Raw genomic sequence first — 22,248 nt, 5'->3', positions numbered from 1 at the left:
CCATGCGCCTGGCTGTTCTCACCTCCCATCCCATCCAGTACCAGGCCCCGATCTTCCGGGAGCTCGCCAGGCGCCTGGATCTGGAGGTGTTCTTCGCCCACCGCCCCACGCCCCGGCAGCAGGCCGATGCCGGCTTCGAGGTTGCATTCGACTGGGATATCGACCTCCTCGCCGGCTATCCCAACCGCTTCCTCGCCAACAAGGCCAGGAATCCAAGCGTGGACCACTTCTTCGGCTGCGATACGCCGGCCATCGCCCAGGCGTTGCAGGAAGGCGGCTTCGATGCCCTCCTCGTCTGCGGCTGGGCGCTGAAATCCTATCTCCAGGGTGTTGCCGCCGCCCGGCGCCTAGCCATGCCCGTCCTGGTCAGGGGGGACAGCCATCTGCTGACACCACGTCGGCGGCTGAAGGCCTGGGCCAAGCAGGCGACCTATCCCCGCCTACTGCGCTTCTTCGATGCGGCGCTCTATGTCGGGCAGAACTCCCTGGCCTATTACCGTCACTATGGCTATCCGTCCGAGCGGCTGCATTTTTCACCCCATTGCGTCGACACGCACTGGTTTGCCGCGCGCGCGACGCCGCAGGCTCGCCAGGCCCTGCGCGCCGACCTCTCCATTGCCGAGGCAAGCCGGGCCATCGCGTTTGCTGGCAAACTGGTCGCGCGCAAGCGGCCCCTCGACCTCATAGAGGCCGCCGCGCAATGCCGCGCCGAAGGATGCGAGATCGAGGTGATGATTGCCGGCGACGGCCCGATGCGCGAGGCGGTGCTGGCACGGGCCGCGCAGACCGGCGTGCCGCTGCATTTCCTCGGCTTTCGCAACCAGAGCGAAATGCCGGCCGTCTATGCGGCCTGCGACGGCCTGGCGCTGCCCTCGTCCGGACAGGAAACCTGGGGCCTCGTGGCCAATGAAGCCCAGGCCTGCGGGCGACCCGTCATCGTATCGGACCAGTGCGGCTGCGCGCCTGATCTCACCGCCGACCGCGACACCGGACGCGTCTTCGAAACCGGCAATATCGAGGCATTTGCCGCTGCCCTTGCCGACCTGCCGGCGGGCGCTGCCGCTCAGAAGGCCCTTGCGTCGCTGGTTCGCCGCTACAGCCTGGATGCCGCCGCCGAGGGTATCGAGGCGGCCCTGTCTTCCTGCCTCGAGAGAGCCTCCTTCCATCGCCGGACATCGGAGGTCCCGACCTGATGCCGATGTCGGCCACTTCCCCGCGCTCGTCAGTGCCGCTGCCCGGAGCCGTGATCGTCGGCGCAGTGCTGCTCGCCATCCTGAACCTGCCGGGCGAGAACGCCCTGCTCACCACCTTCAGCCTGGTCGTCCTCGTGGCCGGCGTCGCCGTGCTGTGGCGGCCGGGGGAGCCGCCGATCGGGCTTTTCATCTTCGCCTATCAATGGCTGCAGGCATCGATATCGGCCTTCCATGCCAATTGGCTCGGCATCGATGTCAGCGCCTATACGATCTATGGCGGGGACAACAAGTCGGCGATCCTGCTGACCCTGGCCGGCTTGCTCTTCCTGGCGCTGGGCATGCGGCTCGGCAGCGGCCCGCCCGACAGGGCTGCGAGCCGGCAAGCGCGGGAAGCCGTGCTGGCCCGGCCCCTCGCCACCTGGTTCTTCCTCTATGTCGCGGCTTCGATCGTCGCGATCGGCGCCCTCCAGGCCGCCGCGCTCAGTCCCGGGCTTGCGCAGCCGCTCCTGGCTTTGGCCGGGTTGAAATGGGCGTTCTTCATGATGTTCGCCTATGCATCCTTCGTGCGAAACCAGCTGGGCAACCCCCTGTTTTCCTGTGCCTTTCTTGCCGAACTGGCCATGAGCACGGGTGGGTATTTCTCCGATTTCAAGACGGTGATGTTCTTCACCCTCTTTGCCACGGCCATGGCCGGTACGCGCCTGCGCGGCCTTCACATTGCGGGCGGCGCGATCCTGATCTGCCTGATCGTCGTCAGCGGGATCCTGTGGACGGCCATCAAGGAAGACTATCGCAATGCCGCCTCCGGCGGCTCGGCCTCGCAGGCCGTCACGCTCGACCTCGGCGACCGGCTGGGCACCATAGCCCAGCTCCTCGGCAGACTCGACGGCGCCTCGATGTCGGAGGCGACCGGGAAGATGCTTCACCGCATCTCCTATGTCGAGTTGTTTGCGGTGGTTCTCGCCCGCGTGCCACAGACCATTCCCCATGAAAAGGGCGGGCTCCTCCTGGATGCGGCAAGCCGCCCCTTCATGCCGCGCATCCTATTTGCCGAGAAGAGCCAGGTCGACGACACCCGCCGTACCAACTATTACACGGGCGGCCTGTCGGGCACCTATCGCGGCACCTCGATCAGCCTGGGCTACATGGCCGAGCTCTATATCGATTTCGGCCCCCTGCTGATGATGGCCGTCATCCTGCTCTTCGGCTGGCTCTATGGTCGTATCTACCGCTGGCTGGTGCATTCTCCGCGAGCCGGACCGCTGCTCGGCTTTACCTCGGCTTGCGCCATCCTGGCCCAGGCCGCTTTGCTGGAAGTCAGCCTGGCGAAACTGGTCGGCGGCGTGATGGTGTCGGTCCTCCTCACCGCCCTGTTCATCCGGCTGGTGGCGCCACGCATGCGTTCCTGGCTGGAGGCCAGGCCGGCAGGACATTGACAAGACGGATCCCGACGCGACGCCATGCTCCCTTGCGTTCTCCTGACGGCCCTGCGCGAAAACCCCGCTCTCTCGAAAGCCCGCAGGCTGGCAGCACGGCATCCGCCCTCGGCTTTCCGGATCGCCACCCGCAACGAGGTCCCCGACATCGTGTTGCACCTCGACAACGGCTATGTCGGCCTCGTCGACCTGCCGCAATTGCGGCGCCGGATCAGGGCCCATCCTGCGGCCAGGCACTTCCTGTTCTCAGAATCGGACTGGCCCTACGCCGTGCTGCCAGGAGCCTATCCATCCCTCACCAGGGTCTTGCCCTGGGCGCGGAGCTGGAGCTATCTGCCCGACCCCGACCACTCCGTCCCGGCAGCTCCCCTGCCACCCAAGGAGCAGGCCCATCTCTTCTCCTTTCTGGGCCGGACCGGCACCCATCCGATCCGAGAGCGCCTCCTGGCCCTCGACAACCCGGATACGCCCTGCCTCGATCTCGCAGCGGCGCCGGGCCGCTTTACGGATTTCGATTACGACAGGACTTATCGCGAACTGCTGCTCGGCTCGCAATTCGCCCTTTGCCCGCGCGGCTTCGGCGCCGCCAGCATCCGGCTTTTCGAGGCGATGGCCCTCGGCCGCGCACCGGTGATCATCGCCGATGACTGGCTGCCGCCTCCCGATATTGCCTGGCGGGACTTCAGCCTGTTCGTCGCCGAGAAGGACGTCATGCGCATACCGCACCTCCTGAACGAGGCTCGCGGGGAGGCCGCCGCCATGGGCAAACGCGCGCGCGAGGTCTTCGCGGCGCATTTCGCACCGGACGTCTTCTTCGACCGCCTGCTGGCCATGCTGGTCACCCTCCCCCACCAAACGGGCAGCGCCGCGATGGCCGGGCGCGCCTGGAGGGCACTGGGCTGGCGCGAGGGCTATTCGCTGGCGCATCGGGTCAAGACCCGGTTCCGCACCGCGGCGGGGACGAGGTCTTGACCCTGCGCTGTCTCCATGTGGTGCCGACCTATCTGCCGGCACTGCGCTATGGCGGGCCTATCCATGCCGTGCACGGTCTGTGCCGCGCCTTGGCAGGCCAGGGCTGCGACGTGCAGGTCTACACCACCAATGTCGACGGCGACGACGTCCTGCCCGTTCCGACCGACAGGCCAGTGCAGCTCGACGGGGTGAATGTCCACTACTTTCCGGCCGGGCTGGGACGGCGCCTCTATCGCTCGCCCGCCATGGGACGCGCGCTGGCGCAGAACATCGCATCCTTCGATGTCGTGCATCTCCATTCGGTGTTCCTGTGGCCGACCACCGCCGCGGCCAGGCTCGCGCGACGCCACGCCATTCCCTATCTGCTCGCCCCGCGGGGAATGCTGGTTGGCCCCCTGATCCGGCGCAAGAGCCGGCTGCTGAAATCGGCCTGGATCCAGGCCTTCGACCGGGCCAACCTCGCCGGGGCTGCGGCCGTTCACGTGACCAGCCGATCCGAACGCCTTGAAATCGAGAAACTGGGGCTGCCGGCCCGGGCTTTCGCCCTGGTACCCAACGGCATCGACATGCCACCTGCCGGTACCGATCTCCTCCTACCAGATCAGGCCCGGCCCTATGCCCTGTTTTTGGGTAGGATCAGCTGGAAGAAGGGCATCGAGCGCCTGATCGACGCCATGCAATTCGTTGGCGATGCCGATCTCGTCATCGCCGGCAATGATGACGAGGGCGAAACTGCCCGGCTGAAGGCACGCGCGGCGGCGTTGGGGCTCGATACCCGCATCCGCTTCGTCGGCCCCGTGCATGGCGAGGAGAAATGGTCCCTGCTGCGCAACTGCGCCGCCTTCGCGCTGGCCTCCCATTCGGAGAATTTCGGCAACGCCGTCCTGGAGGCGATGGCCTGCGCCCGCCCCGTCATCGTCACCCCCGAAGTCGGGCTGGCCGATGCGGTTGCAGACGCCGGCTGCGGCCTTGTGGTCGAAGGCTCTGCTGCGGCGCTCGGCGCCGCGCTTTCCTCGCTTCTGGCAGACCCGGATCTGGCCGCACGACTGGGACAGGCCGGCGAAAAGACGGCACGCGAGCAATTCTCCTGGCCGGGCATTGCAAGGGCCATGCTCGATGTCTACCAGGAGGCCATCCTCGCCCGGGCGGGACAAGCCGCTCTCGCCGGAAGCCCCTTGCATGTCTGAGTTGATCGCACCGCAGACGACCGTCCTCGTCCTGAGCTTCAACGAAGCTCCCAACCTGGCCCGCTGCCTCGACAGGCTCGGCTGGGCGCCGCGCATCCTGCTGGTGGACAGCGGCAGCACGGACGAGACCCTCGAGATCGCGGGCCGATATGCCAATGTCGATGTGGTGCACCGCCCCTTCGACAGTTTCGCCGGTCAGTGCAATTTCGGCCTTGGCCTCATCGACACCCCCTGGGTGCTCTCGCTCGATGCCGACTATGAATTGAGCCAGGATCTCGTTCACGAAATCCAGTCCCTCCGCGAAGGAACCGCGCAGGGCTATTCGGCGGCGTTCGTCTATCGCATCCACGGCAGGCCCCTGCGCGGGACGCTCTATCCGCCCCGCACCGTGCTCTATCGCCGGCAGGCGGCGCACTACCGCGACGAGGGCCATGGCCATCGCGTGAGCGTGGCGGGCGAGGTCGGCACCCTGGCGGCCCCCCTCTATCACGACGACCGCAAGCCCCTTCTCAGATGGGTCGATTCCCAGAAGCGCTATGCGCAGATCGAGGCGGACCACCTGCTTGCCAGCCCGAACGAGGCGCTGAGCCGGGTCGACCGTCTCAGACTGCGGGCATGGCCGGCACCGCTCCTGGTGTTCTTCTACACCTTGTTCCGGAAAGGTGCCTTCCTCGATGGCTGGGCGGGCTGGTACTACACCCTGCAACGCGTGATCGCCGAATGCCTGATTGCCTTGGCCCTGATCGATCGGCGCCTGGCAAAATGACGGGAAGGGTTCCGGCTTGATCATCCTCGGCCTCAATGCCTACCACGCCGATGCCGCGGCCTGCCTTCTCAGGAACGGGCAGATCGTCGCCGCCGCCGAGGAGGAGCGCTTTCGCCGCATCAAGCATTGGGCGGGGTTTCCCAGCCGGGCCATCGCCTATTGCCTGCAGGAGGCCGGTATCGGGCTTGGGGATGTCGACCATGTCGCCGTCAACAGCGACCCGAAGGTGCATCGCCTCGAGCGCCTGGCCCATCTCGTACGTCACAGGCCCGATCTCGCCCTCGTGCTCGATCGCTTCGGCAATCGGCGCAAGCGCCTCTCCGTCGCCGATGAGCTGGCTACCGCCTTTCCCGGCCAGCGTTTCAAGGGTGCGGTGCATCGGGTCGGGCATCACCTCGCCCATCTGGCATCGGCCTTTTTCGCCTCCCCTTTCGAGGAGGCAGCCGTCCTCTCGCTCGACGGCTTCGGCGACTTTTCCTCCACGGCGTGGGGCAGCGGGCATGGCAGTGCGATCGCCATCGAAAAACGGGTGCTGTTTCCCCATTCCATCGGCCTGTTCTACCAGGCGCTCACCCAATATCTCGGCTTTCCGCATTATGGCGACGAATACAAGGTCATGGGCCTGGCGCCCTATGGCAGGCCCACCTTCCTCGACAGGCTGCGGCGCGTCGTCAGGCTTGAAGCGGCGGGAACTTTCGCTCTCGATCTTTGCTATTTCCGGCACCATCGCGAGAAGATCGCCTTCGACTGGCAGGGCGGTGCCCCGGTCTTCGCCCCGCTCTACTCGGCTGCCCTGGAGGGCCTGCTCGGCCCGGCGAGAGCGCCGAACGAGGCACTGACCGAACGCCATCACGACATCGCGTCCTCGGTCCAGGCCCTTTATGAGGAGGTCCTCGACCACATCCTGCAGGCCGTCTGGGACAAATATCGCCTGCCGAACCTCGCTTTGGCCGGCGGCTGCGCCCTCAATTCGGTGGCCAACGGCAAGATCCGGCAAACCACCGCCTTCCGGCATCTCTATGTGCAGCCCGCAGCCGGTGATGCCGGCGGTGCTCTCGGCGCCGCCCTGGCTCTGTGGCACCAAACGGGGGGCAGGCGCACAGCCGCGATGGACCATGCCTATTGGGGGCCGGCCTATGCCCCCGATGACATCAATCAGTTGCTGACGGCTGAAACCGCCAATCTGGCCGCCATGGGCTGTGACATCCGGCATTTTGGCGATGATGGCGAGCTTTGCCGCGAGACGGCCTCAGCCATCGCGGCCGGCCATGTCGTCGGCTGGTTCGACGGGCGCATGGAATGGGGACCGCGCGCGCTCGGCAGCCGCTCCATCCTGTGCGATCCCCGGCGGGCCGACATCAAGCAGCTTCTCAACCACAAGATAAAGCGCCGCGAGTCGTTCCGGCCGTTCGCGCCCTCTATTCTCGCCGAGCATGCCGCCGATTGGTTCGAGGGCATCGACGAGGTGCCGTTCATGACCGAGGTCCTCCCGGTCCGGCCCGACAAGCGTGCCCTCGTGCCCGCCATCACCCATGTGGATGGCACGGGGCGGCCCCAGACGGTGCAGCAAAAGGCCAACCCGACCTATCATGCGCTGATTTCCACCTTCTTCGAGCAGACCGGCGTTCCCATGGTGCTCAACACCTCCTTCAACGAGAACGAGCCCATCGTCTGCACCCCGCGCGAGGCGCTCGACTGCTTCCTGCGCACGCGCATGGACATTCTGGTGCTCGGGCACGTGATGATCCGGCGCCGACAGGACGTAGCGCCTGCCGCCATGCCCGACAGCCGGCACGCCGCCGATAAGCATGTCGCCGGTTCCTGAAGCCAAAGCGCCCTTGCGTACCGTTTCCTGCCAGGCCGTCTATGGCTGGTGCCTCGTCCTCGTCTGCCTGGAATGGCTGTATTATCGGCTGGCCCAGCAGCCTTTGCGGCAGATCGGCGACCTGCCCAATGTGATCTCGGTCCTGGAAGTGATCGAGATCGCGATGATCGTCCGCCTGATCGGTCGCGAGCAGCGCGATACCCCTTTCCGGGCCGGTGAGGCCGCCTTCACTCTCGCAGCGATGGCCACCTGCGTGCTCGTGCTGCGCCAAATACCACTCGCGGCCGCGCTGGCGCTCGCCATCCTTGCGGCGTGGCGGCTGCGAAAGTGCCCTTCCTGCCGCGCCTCCGCCCTTGCGCTGCTGGCCTTCATTGCCCAGTTCGTGCTTCTGGGCTGGCCCTTCCTCATCCTTCACAATGTCGTCGGCCTGCTCGATGCCACGGTCGCCCGAGCCGCGCTCCAGATGGTAGGGCAGAACGTCTCGGGCTATGGCACCTATATCCTCCGCCCCGCCGACAATATCGGCTTCGACGTGATGTGGGGCTGCGCCACCTCGACCACTTTGGTCCAGAACCTCACGGCCTATGCCATCATCGCCGTCGGCTTCGGGGGGCCGCTCCGCCGTTCCGACCGCCCGGCATTTCTGCTCATCATCGGCATCACCTTCGCCTTGAACTGGCTGCGGCTGGTGCTGATCTGCGCCTCGAAGGAGGGCTATCTGGTCTGGCATGAGGGCACGGGTGCGAGCTTCCTGGCGGCGTTCTATGCCGTCCTGATCCTCGCCCTCGCCTACCACCGGGCCAGGCCTGCGCAGATGCGGCCCCCGGCATGACCCGCCTGTTCCATGTCCTGGCTGCCGCGCTCGTGGCGTGTTCCCTCGCCCTCGCCATCCGCCAGGCTCGTCTTCCCCTCCAAACTGCTCCGGAAGCCCAGATCGCATCGGCTTTCGCGAAAGCCGGCTTTGCGCTCTCGGCCCAACGCAAGACCGCGCTCGGGCCCGAACTCTCCTTCACCCGGCCCGGCTGTGGCGTGCCGACACGGGCTGTGCTGACGGAGACCATCCACCGCGATGCCACCCAGTTCCTCGCCGACATGTCGGGCGCCGATGAAGAGCTGATCACCGTCTATGGCGGCGCCGCCGTGCCAAGCCTGCATCTGCGAGATCTCGCCTGGCCGTGGTTGCGGCGCAAGCTCGGCGTCATGCTCGGCCTTTCCAGGGCGAGCGCCTGGGACTCAATCGGCCTCGCCGTCTTCTCGCCCCGACAGTGCCGGAACAACGGCCTCGACTGGTCAGCCCTGCTCACCAATCCCTGAGGAGCACTCAGGTCCAATTGAAATTGTGGGCCGCGTTGCGCGTGTCCTCTTCATAGCGGTCCTCCCACATCCGCGTGAGGAAGATCACCAACGCGAATTCCGACATGAACAGGACGAGCGCCATGAACGCCCAGATGATCGGTGCTGCGAGCAGGCGCATATCACCGATTTGTGGGTAGTGGCTGAGGGCCAGATTGGCCCCCTCCATCACCAGGCCGATCTGCAGGCTGATGCCGATGATGATCACCAACATGGATATCGGTTCACGCAGCACCGTCCTCAAAGAGGTCCGGATCGGTTGACGCTCGTCGAGGGACGCGGCAGGTCCCACCAGTGCGAGGCCAATGGTTGCCATGAAACCGAGCGCATAGGACAGCAAGACGGCCGCGCGCACGAGCTGCTCATGCGGCACGGGCGGATTGGGCAGGGGTGGGTGCTTGAGCAGGCCGATGATCGCCCAGCACAGCAATACGTAAAAACCCATGCGCCTGGCCCGTGCGCCGGTGGCCAGTACGGGACGCCATTCGTCAAGAATGAGGCCCCGATGCAGGCGTAGCGCGATGCGCGCCAGCAGATAGGTCGTCAGGGCATGAAAGGCGATCAGCAGGCCGATCTGGACCAGCCCCGAAGACCATGCCACCAGGAAGGACATGGGTGGCACCAACTCCTGAATCGCAAAAATCAACCAGGCTGCAAGGAAGAGCCCCGGCTGGCGTAAAATGGTCGCGAAGGCCTGCCGCCAGCTTTCGGCAAAAATATTGTAGGGCCGTGACGAAGCAAAGAATCCGGCGATACCGATACCCACCAGGATCACGAAAACGACCAGTGAAACCTCGATAGAGGGAGAAGGCATACGGATTCGCCCTAACGCATGTCGTCGAAATGGAGCGCGGTTGCAAAGCTGAGATTACGCAACGGAATGACAATTCACAATCGGACTTGTGTCGGCTGAACCCCAATCGAATCTTCCTATGGCCGGCATCACGATGCCGTTTTGACGAAGATCACGAGCCACGCATCGATAACAGGCCCCTGAGCCATCTCAGCCCATCCTTCATCTGCCTTCGTCCCAGCATCAGGGCCAGGAACATCACGACCAGATAGGAAATTGTGCTCGTACCAGGCACAGGCCCGGGGATCTGCACCAGGGAGACGTCGTCCAGACGCAAAGGGGAGGTTAAAAGGCCAGGTAGATTTGTGAAGACCAGATTTGTTACGCCAGCCGGCAAATTGACCGTAAGTGTATAAAGATTGTACCCACCCAGACCAAGTATCGTTATATTATAGGTCAAATTGTAAGTCGTTCCACCTATCTGCACGCTGAAATTCAACGTCCCGAGAGACAGAGAAAGCTGCGGCGCAAGATAGAAGCTCAATTGATAGGTACCGGCGGTAGGAATACTAATAGATTGCGAAATCGTGCCGCCACCCGTAGCAATCGTGCCATAAAAACTTCCGCTATGCGCCGGCGGGTTGAGAGCCAGTGTTCCTTCCTGCGTGCGCGTAGATCCCCCGGCGTAAGTCCACCCCGTCGTCGTCTCGAAGCCGCCATTCGTAATGAGCTGGGCGCGGGCTTGTGCAAGCAGAATTGGCGAAACAACGAGGGCGAATGCCAGAAGCAACGGGCCCCATGCCTTGAGCAGAAATTTCATGCCACTCTCCCGGCGCCAGTCCCCACGTCAGGTCAGCTTGGCAAGTTAGACCAAGCCCGGCAAATCAACAATCGCATTGAGATCGCGGCCAGTCCCGAGGGTCGGCCTCAAAAACTCATTGGGCCGGGCTCAGACTGCGCAGCACCCTGTGTTCGTCCGATCTCAGCAGATCCTCGAAATAGGCAATCGTCCTAGCGAGGCCATCACCAAGGCTCACCGACGGGGCCCAGCCCAGAAGCTCGCGCGCCTTGGAAATATCGGGCTGGCGCTGGCGCGGGTCGTCCGTCGGCAAGGCTCGGAATCGGAGCCGGGACGAGGAGCCCGTCAGCTCGATAATGAGTTCGGCGAGGTGCCGGACGGTCATCTCCACCGGATTGCCGATATTGACCGGTCCGTGAATATCGGCCGGCGTCGCCATCATGCGAACAAGCGCTTCGATCAAATCGTTGACATAACAGAAGGAACGCGTCTGCCCGCCATCGCCATAGATCGTGATGTCCTGGTTGCACAGGGCCTGCACGATGAAGTTCGACACCACGCGCCCATCATCGGGCTGCATGCGCGGACCATAGGTATTGAAGATCCGCACGACCTTGGCCGGGACGTGGTACTGGCGGACATAATCGAAGAACAAGGTTTCGGCGCAGCGCTTGCCCTCGTCATAGCAGGAACGCGCCCCGATTGGATTGACGTTCCCCCAATAGTCCTCCACCTGGGGATGGATATGCGGGTCGCCATAGACCTCGGAGGTGGAGGCCTGCAGGACCTTGATTTTCAGGCGCCGCGCCAGATCGAGCACATTGATCGCACCCAGCACGTTCGTCTTGGTCGTCTGGACCGGATCGAACTGATAGTGCCTCGGCGAGGCCGGGCAGGCCAGATTGTAGATCTCGCCGGTTTCGACATGAAGGGGCGTTGTAATGTCGTGTTCAAGCAGCTTGAAAGAAGCGCTGCCGACAAGTTGGTCCACGTTGCGGCGAGATCCGGTAAAGAAATTATCGACGCATAGTACTTCTTTATTTTCTTTCAGCAGGCGCTCGCACAGATGCGAACCGAGAAATCCGGCGCCCCCCGTCACCAAGACGCTGCTCAAAGCCGCATTCCTGTTCGTCTCGCCAGCGCGATGCCGTTATTCAAGACCTTCATGACCAAGAAACCTATCGATTTTTGGGGAGTCGTCAAATCACGCGGGAGACTATGCACCACCGCCCGTCGGCGCTCCTCTTCTCCCTTGCCTCATGAACATTCCCCGCAATGGCTGGAACAGGGCTGCCATGCCGGGCAAAATGACTTAATAAGCCTTCGTCGATCATCCCCGCCCGCCCAGCGGTCAAGGCGGGCGAGCTTGGAGTGCAGCACGGCGATGGATTTTCTTCGCGCACAAATCTCCAGGCTGGTGAAACGGGTGCTGGCCCGGCACGGACTGCTCCTGATCAGGGCCGGCGCCAAATTCGGCCATGATCCCTGGGCCGACATTCGGCATCTTGCCGAGGATTGGCGCTATCCCATTGCCACGGTCTTCGATGTCGGTGCCAATGATGGCGAGACGGCCGCCCTGGCCCTGCGCAAATTCCCCGGCGCGAGAATCGTCGGCTTCGAGCCGCACCCGGGTACATTCGAAATCCTGATGCAGCGGCTCGGCGGGCAGCACCGGTTTACCGGCGTGAATACCGCCCTGGGCACGCAGACCGGCACCGTCGACATGTTCGAATACCCCTCTTCCAAGATCAACAGCCTCAGCGACTGCGCGCAATATGCACTGCGCTACCCTCAGGACGCCACGCGGATCAGCGTGCGGTCGATAACCCTCGACGCCTATTGCCAGCAAAACGGCTTCGAGGCGGTAGACATTCTCAAGCTCGACACCGAGGGTTTCGACCGCATGGTTCTCGAGGGCAGTAGCGCCCTGCTGGAACGGCGGGCCATCAAATTCATCTATGTGGAGTTCAACGATTTGCAGCCCAAGGAGAACGCGGTGGGCGGCGACCTGATCTCCATCGATACGCTGCTGCGGCCCCATGGCTATCGCTTCGTCGCATCCTACAACGATTATATCGTCGCCGAAGGCGAGATGTTCTGTGTCTCCAACGCGCTTTTCGCTCTTCCTCCGGCCGCAGCTACGCTTCCGTCAAAACCGGACGGATTCTAACCCTTCCCCAAGGGAAACATCTCGAAGGATGGTGTTTTGAGGATGGCTAAAGGGTGATGGGCATGAGAGCTTCAGGAACACACTCGGCCCGTATCACCGATACGGGCCGAGAAATGTCTTCCGCTGAAATCAACCAGAAGAGTGAAATAATACCTTATTCAACCTTTATAATAACGATAGGTGATTAAAATCTGTACCGAAAGAAAAGTTAATACAGAAACGATATAGATATATTTTGCAGCAGGGAGAATGGCGTTGATGATCTGATCGCTCATATTACCTCACAGATAGATTTTCGCTCCAACGAAAACACAACTTCCTGTAAATCTAAAGAGCGAGGTTGAAAGTAATCCTGCAATTTAGACAGTGTCAATCTGCATCGGTAGATTGAAGAAAAGCGCAATCCTGACCTTATCTTCGAACATCATCGACCGAACGCCACATTCCTAATCGCCGTTGTTTTGAGAATAGCCGGCAACTGCCTCACAAGTTTGTCGGGAAGCAGGCTGTTTTGTAAGAAATTGTCACAGGCCTTCGTTGAAACCAGGGCGAGTAAAGGTCCCAGGCTTTTGCCGGTTTCAGGGAACAAGCACCGTCTGAAACGAATTCTGGTCCGGGCGATGCCGGACGGTGAAAGCGACGGGGCTGCCGCGAACATGCGCTGAAGCGCCAGTGATACCACCAACGGATCCTGCCACGCCGAGCGTCCCTGCAGGTAGCCTCAACCGTATCCAAATGTCACGGGACGCGCCGGTACAAGCTTTTCGACAAATCTCCGCCCTGGCGGCGAAGTCCCACGACAAAGGCTGCTTACGGTCGCGCCCTGCAACTGGAGGCAAAGCCATGACATTCTTTGCTGATTTTTCGACGCGATCGAAAATCGTCGACGACGAAGTGCCTTTCGTCGGCGACCCGGCCTATGAGACGCTGGATGGCCCCGCGGCCATCGCCTATCGCCGCGCCGGCGGCGTGTTTTTCGATATCCTCGTCATCGCTTCGATTCCGGCGATCATCGCCTTGAACCTGCTGGTCTCGCCAGCCCCTCATGCCAAAGACACGACAGGTTTCACCTCGGTCGCCACAGCCGCCGTTTCGTCGCCGCCGCACCGAATAAGTCTGCCATCGACTGAAGCGGCCAAGGCTCCATGCGCCCTTGCGATTTGAAGGAACTTCGTCAAATCGCAAGGGCGCCTTGATGGCCGCAAGACCGGCCTATCCTATTGGACGAAAGGGCTGGCAACGCCATTCATGCGTTGAGCCCCCGCAAGGGTGCCATGAGAGGCGGCAGCAGCGTTGGCTACGGCCTTGCCGTCACGCCGGGGCCCGGGCAGTACGGCTGGTGACGAGCGGCAGGCCGATCACCGCCCGCAACCCCTTGGCCTGGTTGAAGAGCCGGATGTCGCCACCATGATGGCGGGCAATGGCCCGGGCGATCGAGAGACCAAGACCGACCCCGCCTGTCTCACGGTTGCGCGAATGCTCGAGGCGGAAGAAGGGAGCGAACACCTGGTCGCCGAGATTCTCCGGAATGCCCGGTCCATCGTCCTCGATGACGATGTCGATGCTCTCGGCCGTGCGCGAGAGCGTGACCCGGGCACGCTCGCCATAGCGCACGGCGTTCTCGACCAGATTACGGACGGCCCGGCGCAGTGCATCGGGACGGCAACGATAGCTGATCTTCGGACCGTCGAGGAAGGCAACGTTCTGGCCGATATCGACCAGATCATCGCACAGGCTCTCCACCAGCGCTGAAAGATCGACCGTACGGGTGGTCTCGGCCGTTGCCTGCTCGCGCGCAAAAGCCAGCGCCGATTCCGTCATGGTCTGGATCTCGGCAATGGTCTTGAGCATCTTGTCCTGGATCTCCGGGTCCGAAACGAACTCGGCCCGAAGGCGCAAGGAGGTCAGCGGCGTGCGCAGATCGTGCCCGATGGCCGCGAGCATGCGGGTGCGGTCTTCGACGAAGCGCTGCAGCCGGGCCTGCATGCGGTTGAAGGCTTCGGCGGTCTGGCGGATGTCGTCGGGCCCGGACTCCGGCAAAGGCGGCACGGCCTCGCCTCGCCCGAGCAGCTCCGCCGCACTGGCCAGGCGCCGCATCGGCTGGGCGATGCCCCGCGCCACCAATATGGCGATGACCGACAGGACCAAGGCGGTGATGCCGAGGGAGACAGCCGATTGCGAGGTCCAGAAGGCGTTGTGATAATTCTTGGCATAGGCGGCATTGAGCCACATACCACGGTCAAGTTGGACGGCCAGCCCCATGCCGATCGCGGTGTCGAGATATTGAAACTTCGCCGGCCGGGCGAGCAGCCAGGACTGGGGTGCGATCTCCATCCAGCGGGCCGGTTCGCTGGCAAAAGCGGCACCGGTTGGTATTTCCGGGACGGCCGCGATCGCCGGGCCACGGTTCGGCTTGGGATGGACAGGCATTTTGGCGGGCGGGAGGGGCTCATGAAGGCGCTTCCAGGCGTCCTTGGCCCAGGCCGTCGCGTCGACTGGCTCCTGGGTGGACAACCAGAAGCGCGAATAGATGGTGCCGCTGACGGCGAGGATGTCGCCATGGACCGCATCCGGCGTCGCATTCAACGACAAGGCGAGTGAAGCGGCGCGGCTGAAGAACTCCCCCTTGGCCGCCGCGCGCATGGCCTGGCCGCGCTCGTCCCAGGAGACGAGAAAGCCGATACCCTGCGACACCGCCAGGGCCAGCAACATGAATGTGATGATCTGGGCAGCCAGGCTGCGCCGCCACAACGCCATCATGCTTGTTCAACCTCCGCGGTAAAGCTGTAGCCGCCGCCCCAATGGGTCTTGATGAGCATGGGATTCTTCGGATCGAACTCGATCTTCTTGCGCAACCGGCTGACCTGGTTGTCGATGCTGCGGTCGAAAGTGTCGGCGGCCCGGCCAACCGTGAGATCGAGCAATTGATCGCGGCTCAGCACCAAACCGGCATGGTCGAGGAAGGCCGTCAGCAGCCGGAACTCGGCCGTGCTGAGGGGAATGGCGACACCATCCGAACCGGCAAGCTCGCGGCGGCCGACATTGAGCTGCCAGCGATCGAAGCGCAGGGTCTTGGCCTTCAAGGTACCGCGCTGCGGCGGCAGGCTATTGACCCGGCGCAGCACCGCCTTGATCCGCGCCAACAATTCGCGTGGATTGAACGGCTTGGTGAGATAGTCGTCCGCCCCCATTTCGAGACCGATGATCCTGTCGGTGTCATCGACCATGGCGGTGAGGAAAATGATCGGCACCAGCGTGGTACTGCGCAGGTGGCGGCAGACGCTCAACCCGTCCTCGCCGGGCATCATCACGTCGAGGATGATGAGGTCGGGCGCATTGCGCTCCAGCAGGCGCCGCAGGGCGGCCGCGTTCTCGGCCACACTGACGCGATAGCCATGCTGGGTGAGATATTTGCCGACGAGGTCACGAATGTCGCGGTGGTCGTCGACCACCGCGATATGGGGCACCGATTCCATGCATGACACTCCGACCTAGGGCGGGCTCAAGGAGGCAGGCTCCTCGCGCCGCGCCCATCGCCACCTGTTCCAGGCTCTATTGTAATGGCGTCGTCGCGGACTGGGTAGACCGGCCACGCCTGGAGATCGCCTTGAACTGTATCGAATTGTATCCGGTCTATATCGCGCCATAGCTTGTGACACTTTTCCTGCGCCTGGCAAATTCTGCTGATCCCTGTCACTCCGGCTACGAAACCTCGATCGCGGTCGTGACGGGTTTCCGACGGCCTCCCCCTTCGAGCATCCGGCACAACACGTAGAAAACCGGTGTGCAGACAAGGCCGAAGGCGGTCACGCCGATCATGCCGAAGAAGACGGCCGTACCCAGCGATTGCCGCATCTCGGCGCCGGCGCCGGTGGCCAGGAACAGCGGCAGGACGCCGAGAATGAAGGCGAGCGAGGTCATCAGGATCGGTCGCAGGCGGATGCGGGCGCCCTGCACGACCGCCTCGACGCGGCCGAGTCCCTCCGCTTCGGCCTGGCGGGCGAATTCGACGATGAGGATGGCATTCTTGGCCGCCAGGCCGATCAGGATGACGAAGCCGATCTGGGCCAGGATGTTGACGTCCATGGCGAAGATCAGCAGGCCGCTCACGGCCGAGAGTAGGCATACGGGCACGATCAGCAGGACGGCAAGCGGCAGCGTCCAGCTCTCATATTGGGCTGCCAGCAGGAGAAAGACGAAGACGACGGACGCGCCGAAGATCAGAAGGCCGGTATTGCCGGCTAGCCGTTCCTGGAGGGCGACCTCCGTCCATTCGAAGCCGAAGCCCTCGGGCAAGTTATCGCGCGCGATCTGCTCCATTCTGTCGAGGGCGGCGCCGGTCGAGGTTCCCACGGCCGCGGCCCCCTGGATCTCGGCCGCCGGATATTGGTTGAAGCGCGGAATGCGATAGGGACCGGACTTCTCCTGGAAGGTTGCAACCGCGCTCAGCGGGACCATCGCTCCCCCGTCGCCGCGCATCTTGAAATTGCCGATCGAGGCAAGATCCGTGCGGTAGCGCCCATCGGCCTGGGCTCGCACCTGGAAGGTTCGTCCGAGCATGTTGAAGTCGTTGACATAGGCCGAGCCCAGATAGACTTCGAGGGCTTCGAAGATGCTTCCGGCGGATACCCCCAGCATCTGCGCTTTGAGGCGGTCGACATCGGCATAGACCCGCGGGGTAGCGGTGTTGAACGGCGAGAAGGCATTGGCAATTCCGGGCGCCTGCGCCGCGGCGGCCAGCACCTGCTGCGCTGCTGCTTCCAGCGCCTGGGGCGACTGGCCGTTGCGGTCCTGCACCATCAGCTTGAAGCCGCCGGCATTGCCCATTCCGCGCACGGAAGGCGGCTTGATCGGGATGATGCGCGCTTCGTAGAGATCGGCGAAACGCGATTGCAGCGAGGCGATGATCCGATCGGTGGTCAGCCCCTGGCGCTCGCGTTCCGCATAGGGCTTGAGGATGGTGAAGGCGATGCCGCTGCTGGACGCGTTGGTGAAGGTGGCGCCATCCAGCCCGGCGATGGCCACGACATTCGCCACCCCCTCCGTGGCGAGGAGCCGGCGCGAGACCTCCTTCATCACCGCATCGGTCCGGCTCAGGGCCGCGCCCGGCGGCAATTGCACGGCATTGATGATGTAGCCCTGGTCCATCACCGGAACGAAGCCGGTTGGTGCGCGGGCAAATTGCCAGCCCGAGAAGCCGACGAGGCCGGCATAGGCGACAAGGACGAGAACGCTGACACGCAGGAGCCGCCTTGTCATGCTGCCATAGGCGATGGAGAGACGGTCGAAACCGCGGTTGAAGAGGCCGAAGAAGCCGTGGAGCAGGCGCATCGGCAGGAAGCGGCGGTGCGACGGTCCCTCGGCTGCATGCGGCTTCAGCAGCAGCGCGCACAGGGCCGGGCTCAGCGTCAGCGAAACGAAGGCGGAAATGGCGGTGGCCGCGGCGACGACGACGGCGAACTGCCGGAAGAATTGCCCCGAGATCCCCGACATCATGGCGGCGGGCACGAAGACGGCGCACAAGACCAGGGTGATGGCGATCAACGCGCCGCCGATCTCGTCCATGGAGCGGTGGGCGGCCTCTCGCGCCGAATGGCCGGCAGCGAGATGGCGCTCGACATTCTCGACGACGACGATGGCATCGTCGACCACGATGCCGATCGCGAGCACCAGGCCCAGCAGGGAGATATTGTTGAGGGAATAGCCCAGTGCCGCCATCACGGCGAAGGTGCCGACCAGGGATATCGGGATCGCCAGGATGGGAATGATGGCGGCGCGCCAGGTCTGCAGGAACAGGAGCACCACCAGGACGACCAAGCCGACGGCCTCGAAGATCGTCTTGTAGACTTCGCGAACCGACTCCCCGACGAATTCGGTGGGATTGAAGGGAATGGCGTAGCTCAGGCCGCCGGGCATCTCCGCGCCGAGACGCTTCATCGTCGCCGTCACGCGCTCGGCCGTCTCGATGGCGTTGGATCCGGGCTGCTGGAATATCTGGATCGGCTGGGCCGGTTGCCCGTTGAGATAGGCCGTGCCGCGGAAACTCTGCGCCGTCAGCTCGACGCGGGCGATGTCCCGGATACGGATGACGCGTCCCTCGGCATCGGTGCGCACGACGACGTTTTCGAACTGCTCCTTGTCGGTCAACCGCCCGAGCGTTTCCACGTTCAGTTCGAAGGCCCCCTGGCGCGGAACCGGCGACAGGTTCATCACCCCTGCCGAGACCTGGACATTCTGAGCCCGAAGGGCCGCCACCACCTCGCCCGCCGAAAGATTATGGGCCGAGACCTTGTCCGGATCGAGCCACACGACCATGGCGTAATCGCGGGAGGCGACGAGACGGACGTCGCCGACGCCGTTCAGGCGCAGCAAGGCATCGCGGATACGCAGCGTGGCATAGTTGGCCATGTAGAGGGGATCGCGCGAGCCGTCCGGGGAGAAGAGCTGCACGACCATCAAAAGGTCAGGCGAGGTCTTGCGCACGGTCACGCCGAGGCGGCGGACCTCCTCGGGCAGACGAGGTTCGGCCACGGCCACGCGGTTCTGCACCAGCACCTGGGCTTCGTTGAGGTCGGTACCGAGCTGGAAGGTCACGGTGAGGGTGAGCTGGCCGTCACCGGTGGCCTGCGAGGACATGTAGAGCATGTTCTCGACACCGTTGATCTCCTGTTCGAGTGGCACTGCCACCGTATCGCCCACCGTTTCGGCCGAAGCACCGGGATATTGGGCCTGTACTACGACCGTCGGCGGCGCAATCTCAGGGTATTGCGCCAAGGGCAGGGTGAAATAGGCGGCCACGCCGATGATCACGACGAGGACGGACATGACCGTCGCCAGGATCGGGCGATCGATCGAGAGATGGGCGATGCGCATCCGTCTACTCCGAGAGGCCGGCCGTCTGCGTGGCGATGTTGCCCGGCTGGGGCGCGACCTTCTGGCCGGGCCGGGCGCGCAGCAAGCCGTTGACGACGATACGATCGTCCGGGCCGAGCCCGCCGGTCACCACCCGCAACCCATCCGGCCGGCTGGGACCCAGCCCGACGGTGGTGGCCTGCAGCGTGCTGTCGGCTCCGAGTTTCAGCACGATGCGGCTTGCCTGGTCGGCGAGGATGGCGGTTTCCGGGATCAGCAACGCCGCATAGTCTCCGGAGGCGGCCATGCGAATCCGACCGAACTGGCCCGGTGTGATGGAAAGGTTCGGATTGGGGAGCGTGGCGCGGGCGCGGATGGTACCGGCGCCCGGCTCCAGCCGATTGTCGACGAAACTGATGACCCCGTCATTGGACCAGGCCGCCTCGCCATCCGGCCGGGCCTGGACCGCAACGCCCTTGTCGCGCATGGACGGCATGGCACCTGCCTTCATGGCGCGCTCATGGCGCAGGAAATCCTGTTCGCTCATGTCGAAGACGAAGTCGATCGGATCGAGCGCGACGATGGTGGTGAGCACTGTGCCGCTGTCGGAGACGAGGCTGCCGACATCCAGCCGCCGATTGGAGACCCGCCCGGCAATCGGGGCCCGGATGGTTGCGAATTCGAGATCCAGTTCCGCGCGGCGCAGGGTGGCCCGTGCCGTCTCGATCGCCGCATCGGCCGCCGCCTTTTGTTGCAGGCGCTGGTCGAGCGTTGAGCGCGAGACGGCAGCCGTGCCGGCCAGTTGACGGGCGCGGTCCAGTTCCTGGCCCGCCAGCTCCGCCTGCGCCCTGGCGCTCTTGAGCTGTGCGTTGGCCATGTCGAGCGAGGCCTGATAGGTGCGCTGGTCGATGACGAAGAGCACGCGGCCTTTTTCGACCAATTGTCCGTCTTCGAAATTGATGGCATCCAGATAGCCAGGCACCCGTGCTCTGATCTCGACCATCGCACTGGCCTGGAAGCGGCCGGCGAATTCCTGCGTGTCGGCAACACGCATTTGCAGGGGCTGGGAGACGACGACCGTGGGTGCGGGACGGACAGGTGTCTGCGTTACGGCCGCCCGTGCCTGATAGAAGCTCCATCCGGCAGCGCTCATGCCCACCAGGATTGTCAGGCCAGCCAGCCCTGTGATTGCCTTTGCATTCTTCAATTCCGTGCTCCGCGCCTTGCATCTGCCGGCGTTCCGTCCGCGGAACGCCCTTGTCGTGGGCCAGATTGATCGAAGCCTGTCCTGAAAGTATGCCGGTCGAGGGCAGAGATTGTCGAAGGATGTGACGATTTTGTTGCACCGCACAATTTGCGACAAAGTCGATATCTTTTGTCCCAGGATTATACGGCGCCGCCCTTCGAGCCTGAGCCGCGGATATTCGAAGTAATTTCCCACTTAAAAATTTTGTAATTATGAATTTTTCTTGAAATTATTGCAGATAACACCAACTCATATAAGAATAATCTCCAAATATTATTTTGTATAATTGAAATTATTCATTTACTATGGGAATTTTATATATTTAATTTAAATCATTAAACTTCCATACCGTACCGATAAACCATCATCGCCGACACGATGGAGGAGCGTGAACGTGTGCATCTCCGGGATAAATTGTAAAAGGTCATGGATAGCCATAGCTGATGGAATTTTCGCCACTGCGGCACCTTGTAAAAATCCAGGCACCATCTAAGCTAACCTATCGCTAGACTAGATATAAATTTGCCGAATGCGTTCAGCCGCAGTGTTTCCGAGGTTTGAGAAATTCGGATTGAGGGGATGACATCAGCACCTGGAAGATGGCGCCGACACCTTTTCGCCGGTATGACCTGACCGGATGGGAATTCATTGTGCAAGCCCTATGACCCACCCGCCTCAAGTGTCCGATCTCCGAGCGAGGATGCAGTGTAGAGCGAAAGGGTAGCACGTTGTTCTGCAGGTCATGTGCTGATTGCGCTGCCTATTCGGATTGCATGTGAGTCTTGTTTGTTTTCGGGATTGCACAACGTCATGATCACCAGGCGAATTCTTTTTCTAGCAGCACCTGCTCTTGCCGTATCGCCCGTTGTGGCAGCAACCCAGCCCGACGAGTCTCTCGCAACAACGCCGTTGGTCGGGGATGTCGAAGAGATTCTCGCGCGCAAATCGCTGGTCGTCGCCATGCCCGGCTTTGCATCGCCGCCCTTCTTTGGGGGGAGCAGCGACACGCCGCAGGGTATGGATGCCGATACCAGCCAGCAGCTTGCCGACGCCCTTGGGGTGAAGCTGGTGCTCGACCGCAGCTCTCCCACTTTCGATGGCGCAGTCGCGCTGATCGAGCAGGGCCGAGCCGACATCGTCGTCGCCAAGCTGAGCCGTACCCTCGGTCGGGCACGAAACATCAGTTATTCGCGTCCCTATGCCCAGTTGAGCCATGCCCTGATCATCAATCGGGTTCGTTTCGCGATCCTCGCCAATGGAAGGCAACCGGAAGACGTCGTGCGCTCTTTCGATGGCGAATTGGGCGTGATCGCCGGATCCTCGTTCGAATATTACGCGCGAAACAATTTCACCAAGGCGAAGGTGCGGACTTTCCTGGCCTGGCAGGAGTTGGTCGCAGCGGTGCGGGAGGGCCACGTAGACGCGGCCTATCGTGACGATCTGGAAATCAAGCGCCTGCTGCACGAGGACCCGTCGCTCACCATCGTGGCGCGATCCGTTACCCTAACCGATCTGACCGACACCATTGCGATCGGCGTGCGCCGCGGCGCTCCCCACCTCCTGGAATTCGTCAATCTGTTCCTCGAGCTGTCGGGGCGCGACAAGCCCATGACGGCCGACGAACTGGTGAACCGCTATCTGCGCAAGGCCTGACCC

18 protein-coding genes are annotated in these 22,248 nt (G+C 63.0%); 11 read left to right on the top strand and 7 right to left on the bottom strand.

From position 1 onward, the window contains the following. Positions 1-2 precede the first annotated feature (2 nt). From U1R88_RS31660 to U1R88_RS31625, 8 genes are read left to right on the top strand one after another with little or no spacing between them, the layout of a single operon-like run. Complete coding sequence (locus tag U1R88_RS31660) at positions 3-1,193, top strand: glycosyltransferase family 4 protein (protein ID WP_322434882.1); 1,191 nt, start codon at positions 3-5, stop codon at positions 1,191-1,193. Beyond that, positions 1,193-2,629 (top strand): DUF8712 domain-containing protein, encoded by a 1,437-nt coding sequence (locus tag U1R88_RS31655; protein ID WP_322434881.1) that lies wholly within the window; start codon positions 1,193-1,195, stop codon positions 2,627-2,629. Before U1R88_RS31660 ends, U1R88_RS31655 begins: the two co-directional genes overlap by 1 nt. 24 nt (positions 2,630-2,653) lie before the next feature. Further along, positions 2,654-3,601, top strand: coding sequence for an exostosin domain-containing protein (locus U1R88_RS31650; protein WP_322434880.1), 948 nt, complete (start codon positions 2,654-2,656; stop codon positions 3,599-3,601). After that, positions 3,598-4,788: a glycosyltransferase gene (locus U1R88_RS31645; RefSeq protein ID WP_322434879.1), complete on the top strand. Its 1,191-nt coding sequence runs from the start codon at positions 3,598-3,600 to the stop codon at positions 4,786-4,788. Before U1R88_RS31650 ends, U1R88_RS31645 begins: the two co-directional genes overlap by 4 nt. After that, positions 4,781-5,554 (top strand): glycosyltransferase family 2 protein, encoded by a 774-nt coding sequence (locus U1R88_RS31640; RefSeq protein ID WP_322434878.1) that lies wholly within the window; start codon positions 4,781-4,783, stop codon positions 5,552-5,554. The genes U1R88_RS31645 and U1R88_RS31640 overlap by 8 nt, the downstream gene beginning before the upstream one ends. A gap of 16 nt (positions 5,555-5,570) precedes the next feature. Next, positions 5,571-7,379, top strand: coding sequence for a carbamoyltransferase family protein (locus U1R88_RS31635; RefSeq protein ID WP_322434877.1), 1,809 nt, complete (start codon positions 5,571-5,573; stop codon positions 7,377-7,379). Further along, a complete protein-coding gene (locus U1R88_RS31630; protein WP_322434905.1) occupies positions 7,363-8,211 on the top strand; it encodes a hypothetical protein in 849 nt (282 codons plus the stop codon). Before U1R88_RS31635 ends, U1R88_RS31630 begins: the two co-directional genes overlap by 17 nt. Beyond that, entirely contained in the window at positions 8,208-8,693 is a 486-nt protein-coding gene (locus tag U1R88_RS31625; protein WP_322434876.1) for a hypothetical protein, read from the top strand. The genes U1R88_RS31630 and U1R88_RS31625 overlap by 4 nt, the downstream gene beginning before the upstream one ends. A 7-nt stretch (positions 8,694-8,700) precedes the next feature. Here the strand turns inward: U1R88_RS31625 and U1R88_RS31620 are convergent, their stop codons facing one another. From U1R88_RS31620 to U1R88_RS31610, 3 genes are all read right to left on the bottom strand, one after another. After that, on the bottom strand, positions 8,701-9,546 hold the full coding sequence (locus U1R88_RS31620) for a hypothetical protein (protein WP_322434875.1): 846 nt from the start codon (positions 9,544-9,546) through the stop codon (positions 8,701-8,703). A gap of 151 nt (positions 9,547-9,697) precedes the next feature. Next, positions 9,698-10,345 carry a carbohydrate binding domain-containing protein gene (locus U1R88_RS31615; protein WP_322434874.1) on the bottom strand — a complete coding sequence of 216 codons (648 nt, stop codon included), beginning with the start codon at positions 10,343-10,345 and terminating at the stop codon, positions 9,698-9,700. A gap of 115 nt (positions 10,346-10,460) precedes the next feature. Next, positions 10,461-11,438, bottom strand: a complete 978-nt coding sequence (locus U1R88_RS31610; protein WP_322434873.1) for a UDP-glucuronic acid decarboxylase family protein — start codon at positions 11,436-11,438, stop codon at positions 10,461-10,463. Between U1R88_RS31610 and U1R88_RS31605 the strand changes: the two genes are divergently transcribed. Then, positions 11,391-12,494, top strand: coding sequence for an FkbM family methyltransferase (locus U1R88_RS31605; protein ID WP_322434872.1), 1,104 nt, complete (start codon positions 11,391-11,393; stop codon positions 12,492-12,494). The genes U1R88_RS31610 and U1R88_RS31605 overlap by 48 nt on opposite strands. A 735-nt stretch (positions 12,495-13,229) precedes the next feature. Continuing rightward, the gene (locus U1R88_RS31600) at positions 13,230-13,658 is read left to right on the top strand and encodes a hypothetical protein (protein WP_322434871.1); all 429 of its coding nucleotides are present in this window, start codon (positions 13,230-13,232) and stop codon (positions 13,656-13,658) included. A 147-nt stretch (positions 13,659-13,805) separates the two neighbouring features. Here the strand turns inward: U1R88_RS31600 and U1R88_RS31595 are convergent, their stop codons facing one another. The 4 genes from U1R88_RS31595 to U1R88_RS31580 form a co-directional block, all read right to left on the bottom strand. Next, positions 13,806-15,254: a sensor histidine kinase gene (locus U1R88_RS31595; protein WP_322434870.1), complete on the bottom strand. Its 1,449-nt coding sequence runs from the start codon at positions 15,252-15,254 to the stop codon at positions 13,806-13,808. After that, entirely contained in the window at positions 15,251-15,970 is a 720-nt protein-coding gene (locus U1R88_RS31590; RefSeq protein WP_322434869.1) for a response regulator, read from the bottom strand. Before U1R88_RS31590 ends, U1R88_RS31595 begins: the two co-directional genes overlap by 4 nt. Positions 15,971-16,196: 226 nt before the next feature. Beyond that, positions 16,197-19,367: an efflux RND transporter permease subunit gene (locus tag U1R88_RS31585; protein WP_322434868.1), complete on the bottom strand. Its 3,171-nt coding sequence runs from the start codon at positions 19,365-19,367 to the stop codon at positions 16,197-16,199. Positions 19,368-19,371: 4 nt separating this feature from the next. Further along, positions 19,372-20,553 carry an efflux RND transporter periplasmic adaptor subunit gene (locus tag U1R88_RS31580; RefSeq protein ID WP_322434867.1) on the bottom strand — a complete coding sequence of 394 codons (1,182 nt, stop codon included), beginning with the start codon at positions 20,551-20,553 and terminating at the stop codon, positions 19,372-19,374. Positions 20,554-21,336: 783 nt separating this feature from the next. Between U1R88_RS31580 and U1R88_RS31575 the strand changes: the two genes are divergently transcribed. Beyond that, the gene (locus U1R88_RS31575) at positions 21,337-22,245 is read left to right on the top strand and encodes a substrate-binding periplasmic protein (protein ID WP_322434866.1); all 909 of its coding nucleotides are present in this window, start codon (positions 21,337-21,339) and stop codon (positions 22,243-22,245) included. Positions 22,246-22,248: the final 3 nt, after the last annotated feature.

Origin of the sequence: Labrys sedimenti (assembly GCF_034424805.1) — a bacterium.
Classification (GTDB): Bacteria; Pseudomonadota; Alphaproteobacteria; order Rhizobiales; family Labraceae; genus Labrys; species Labrys sedimenti.
This window is presented reverse-complemented; position numbering and strand designations above follow the sequence as displayed.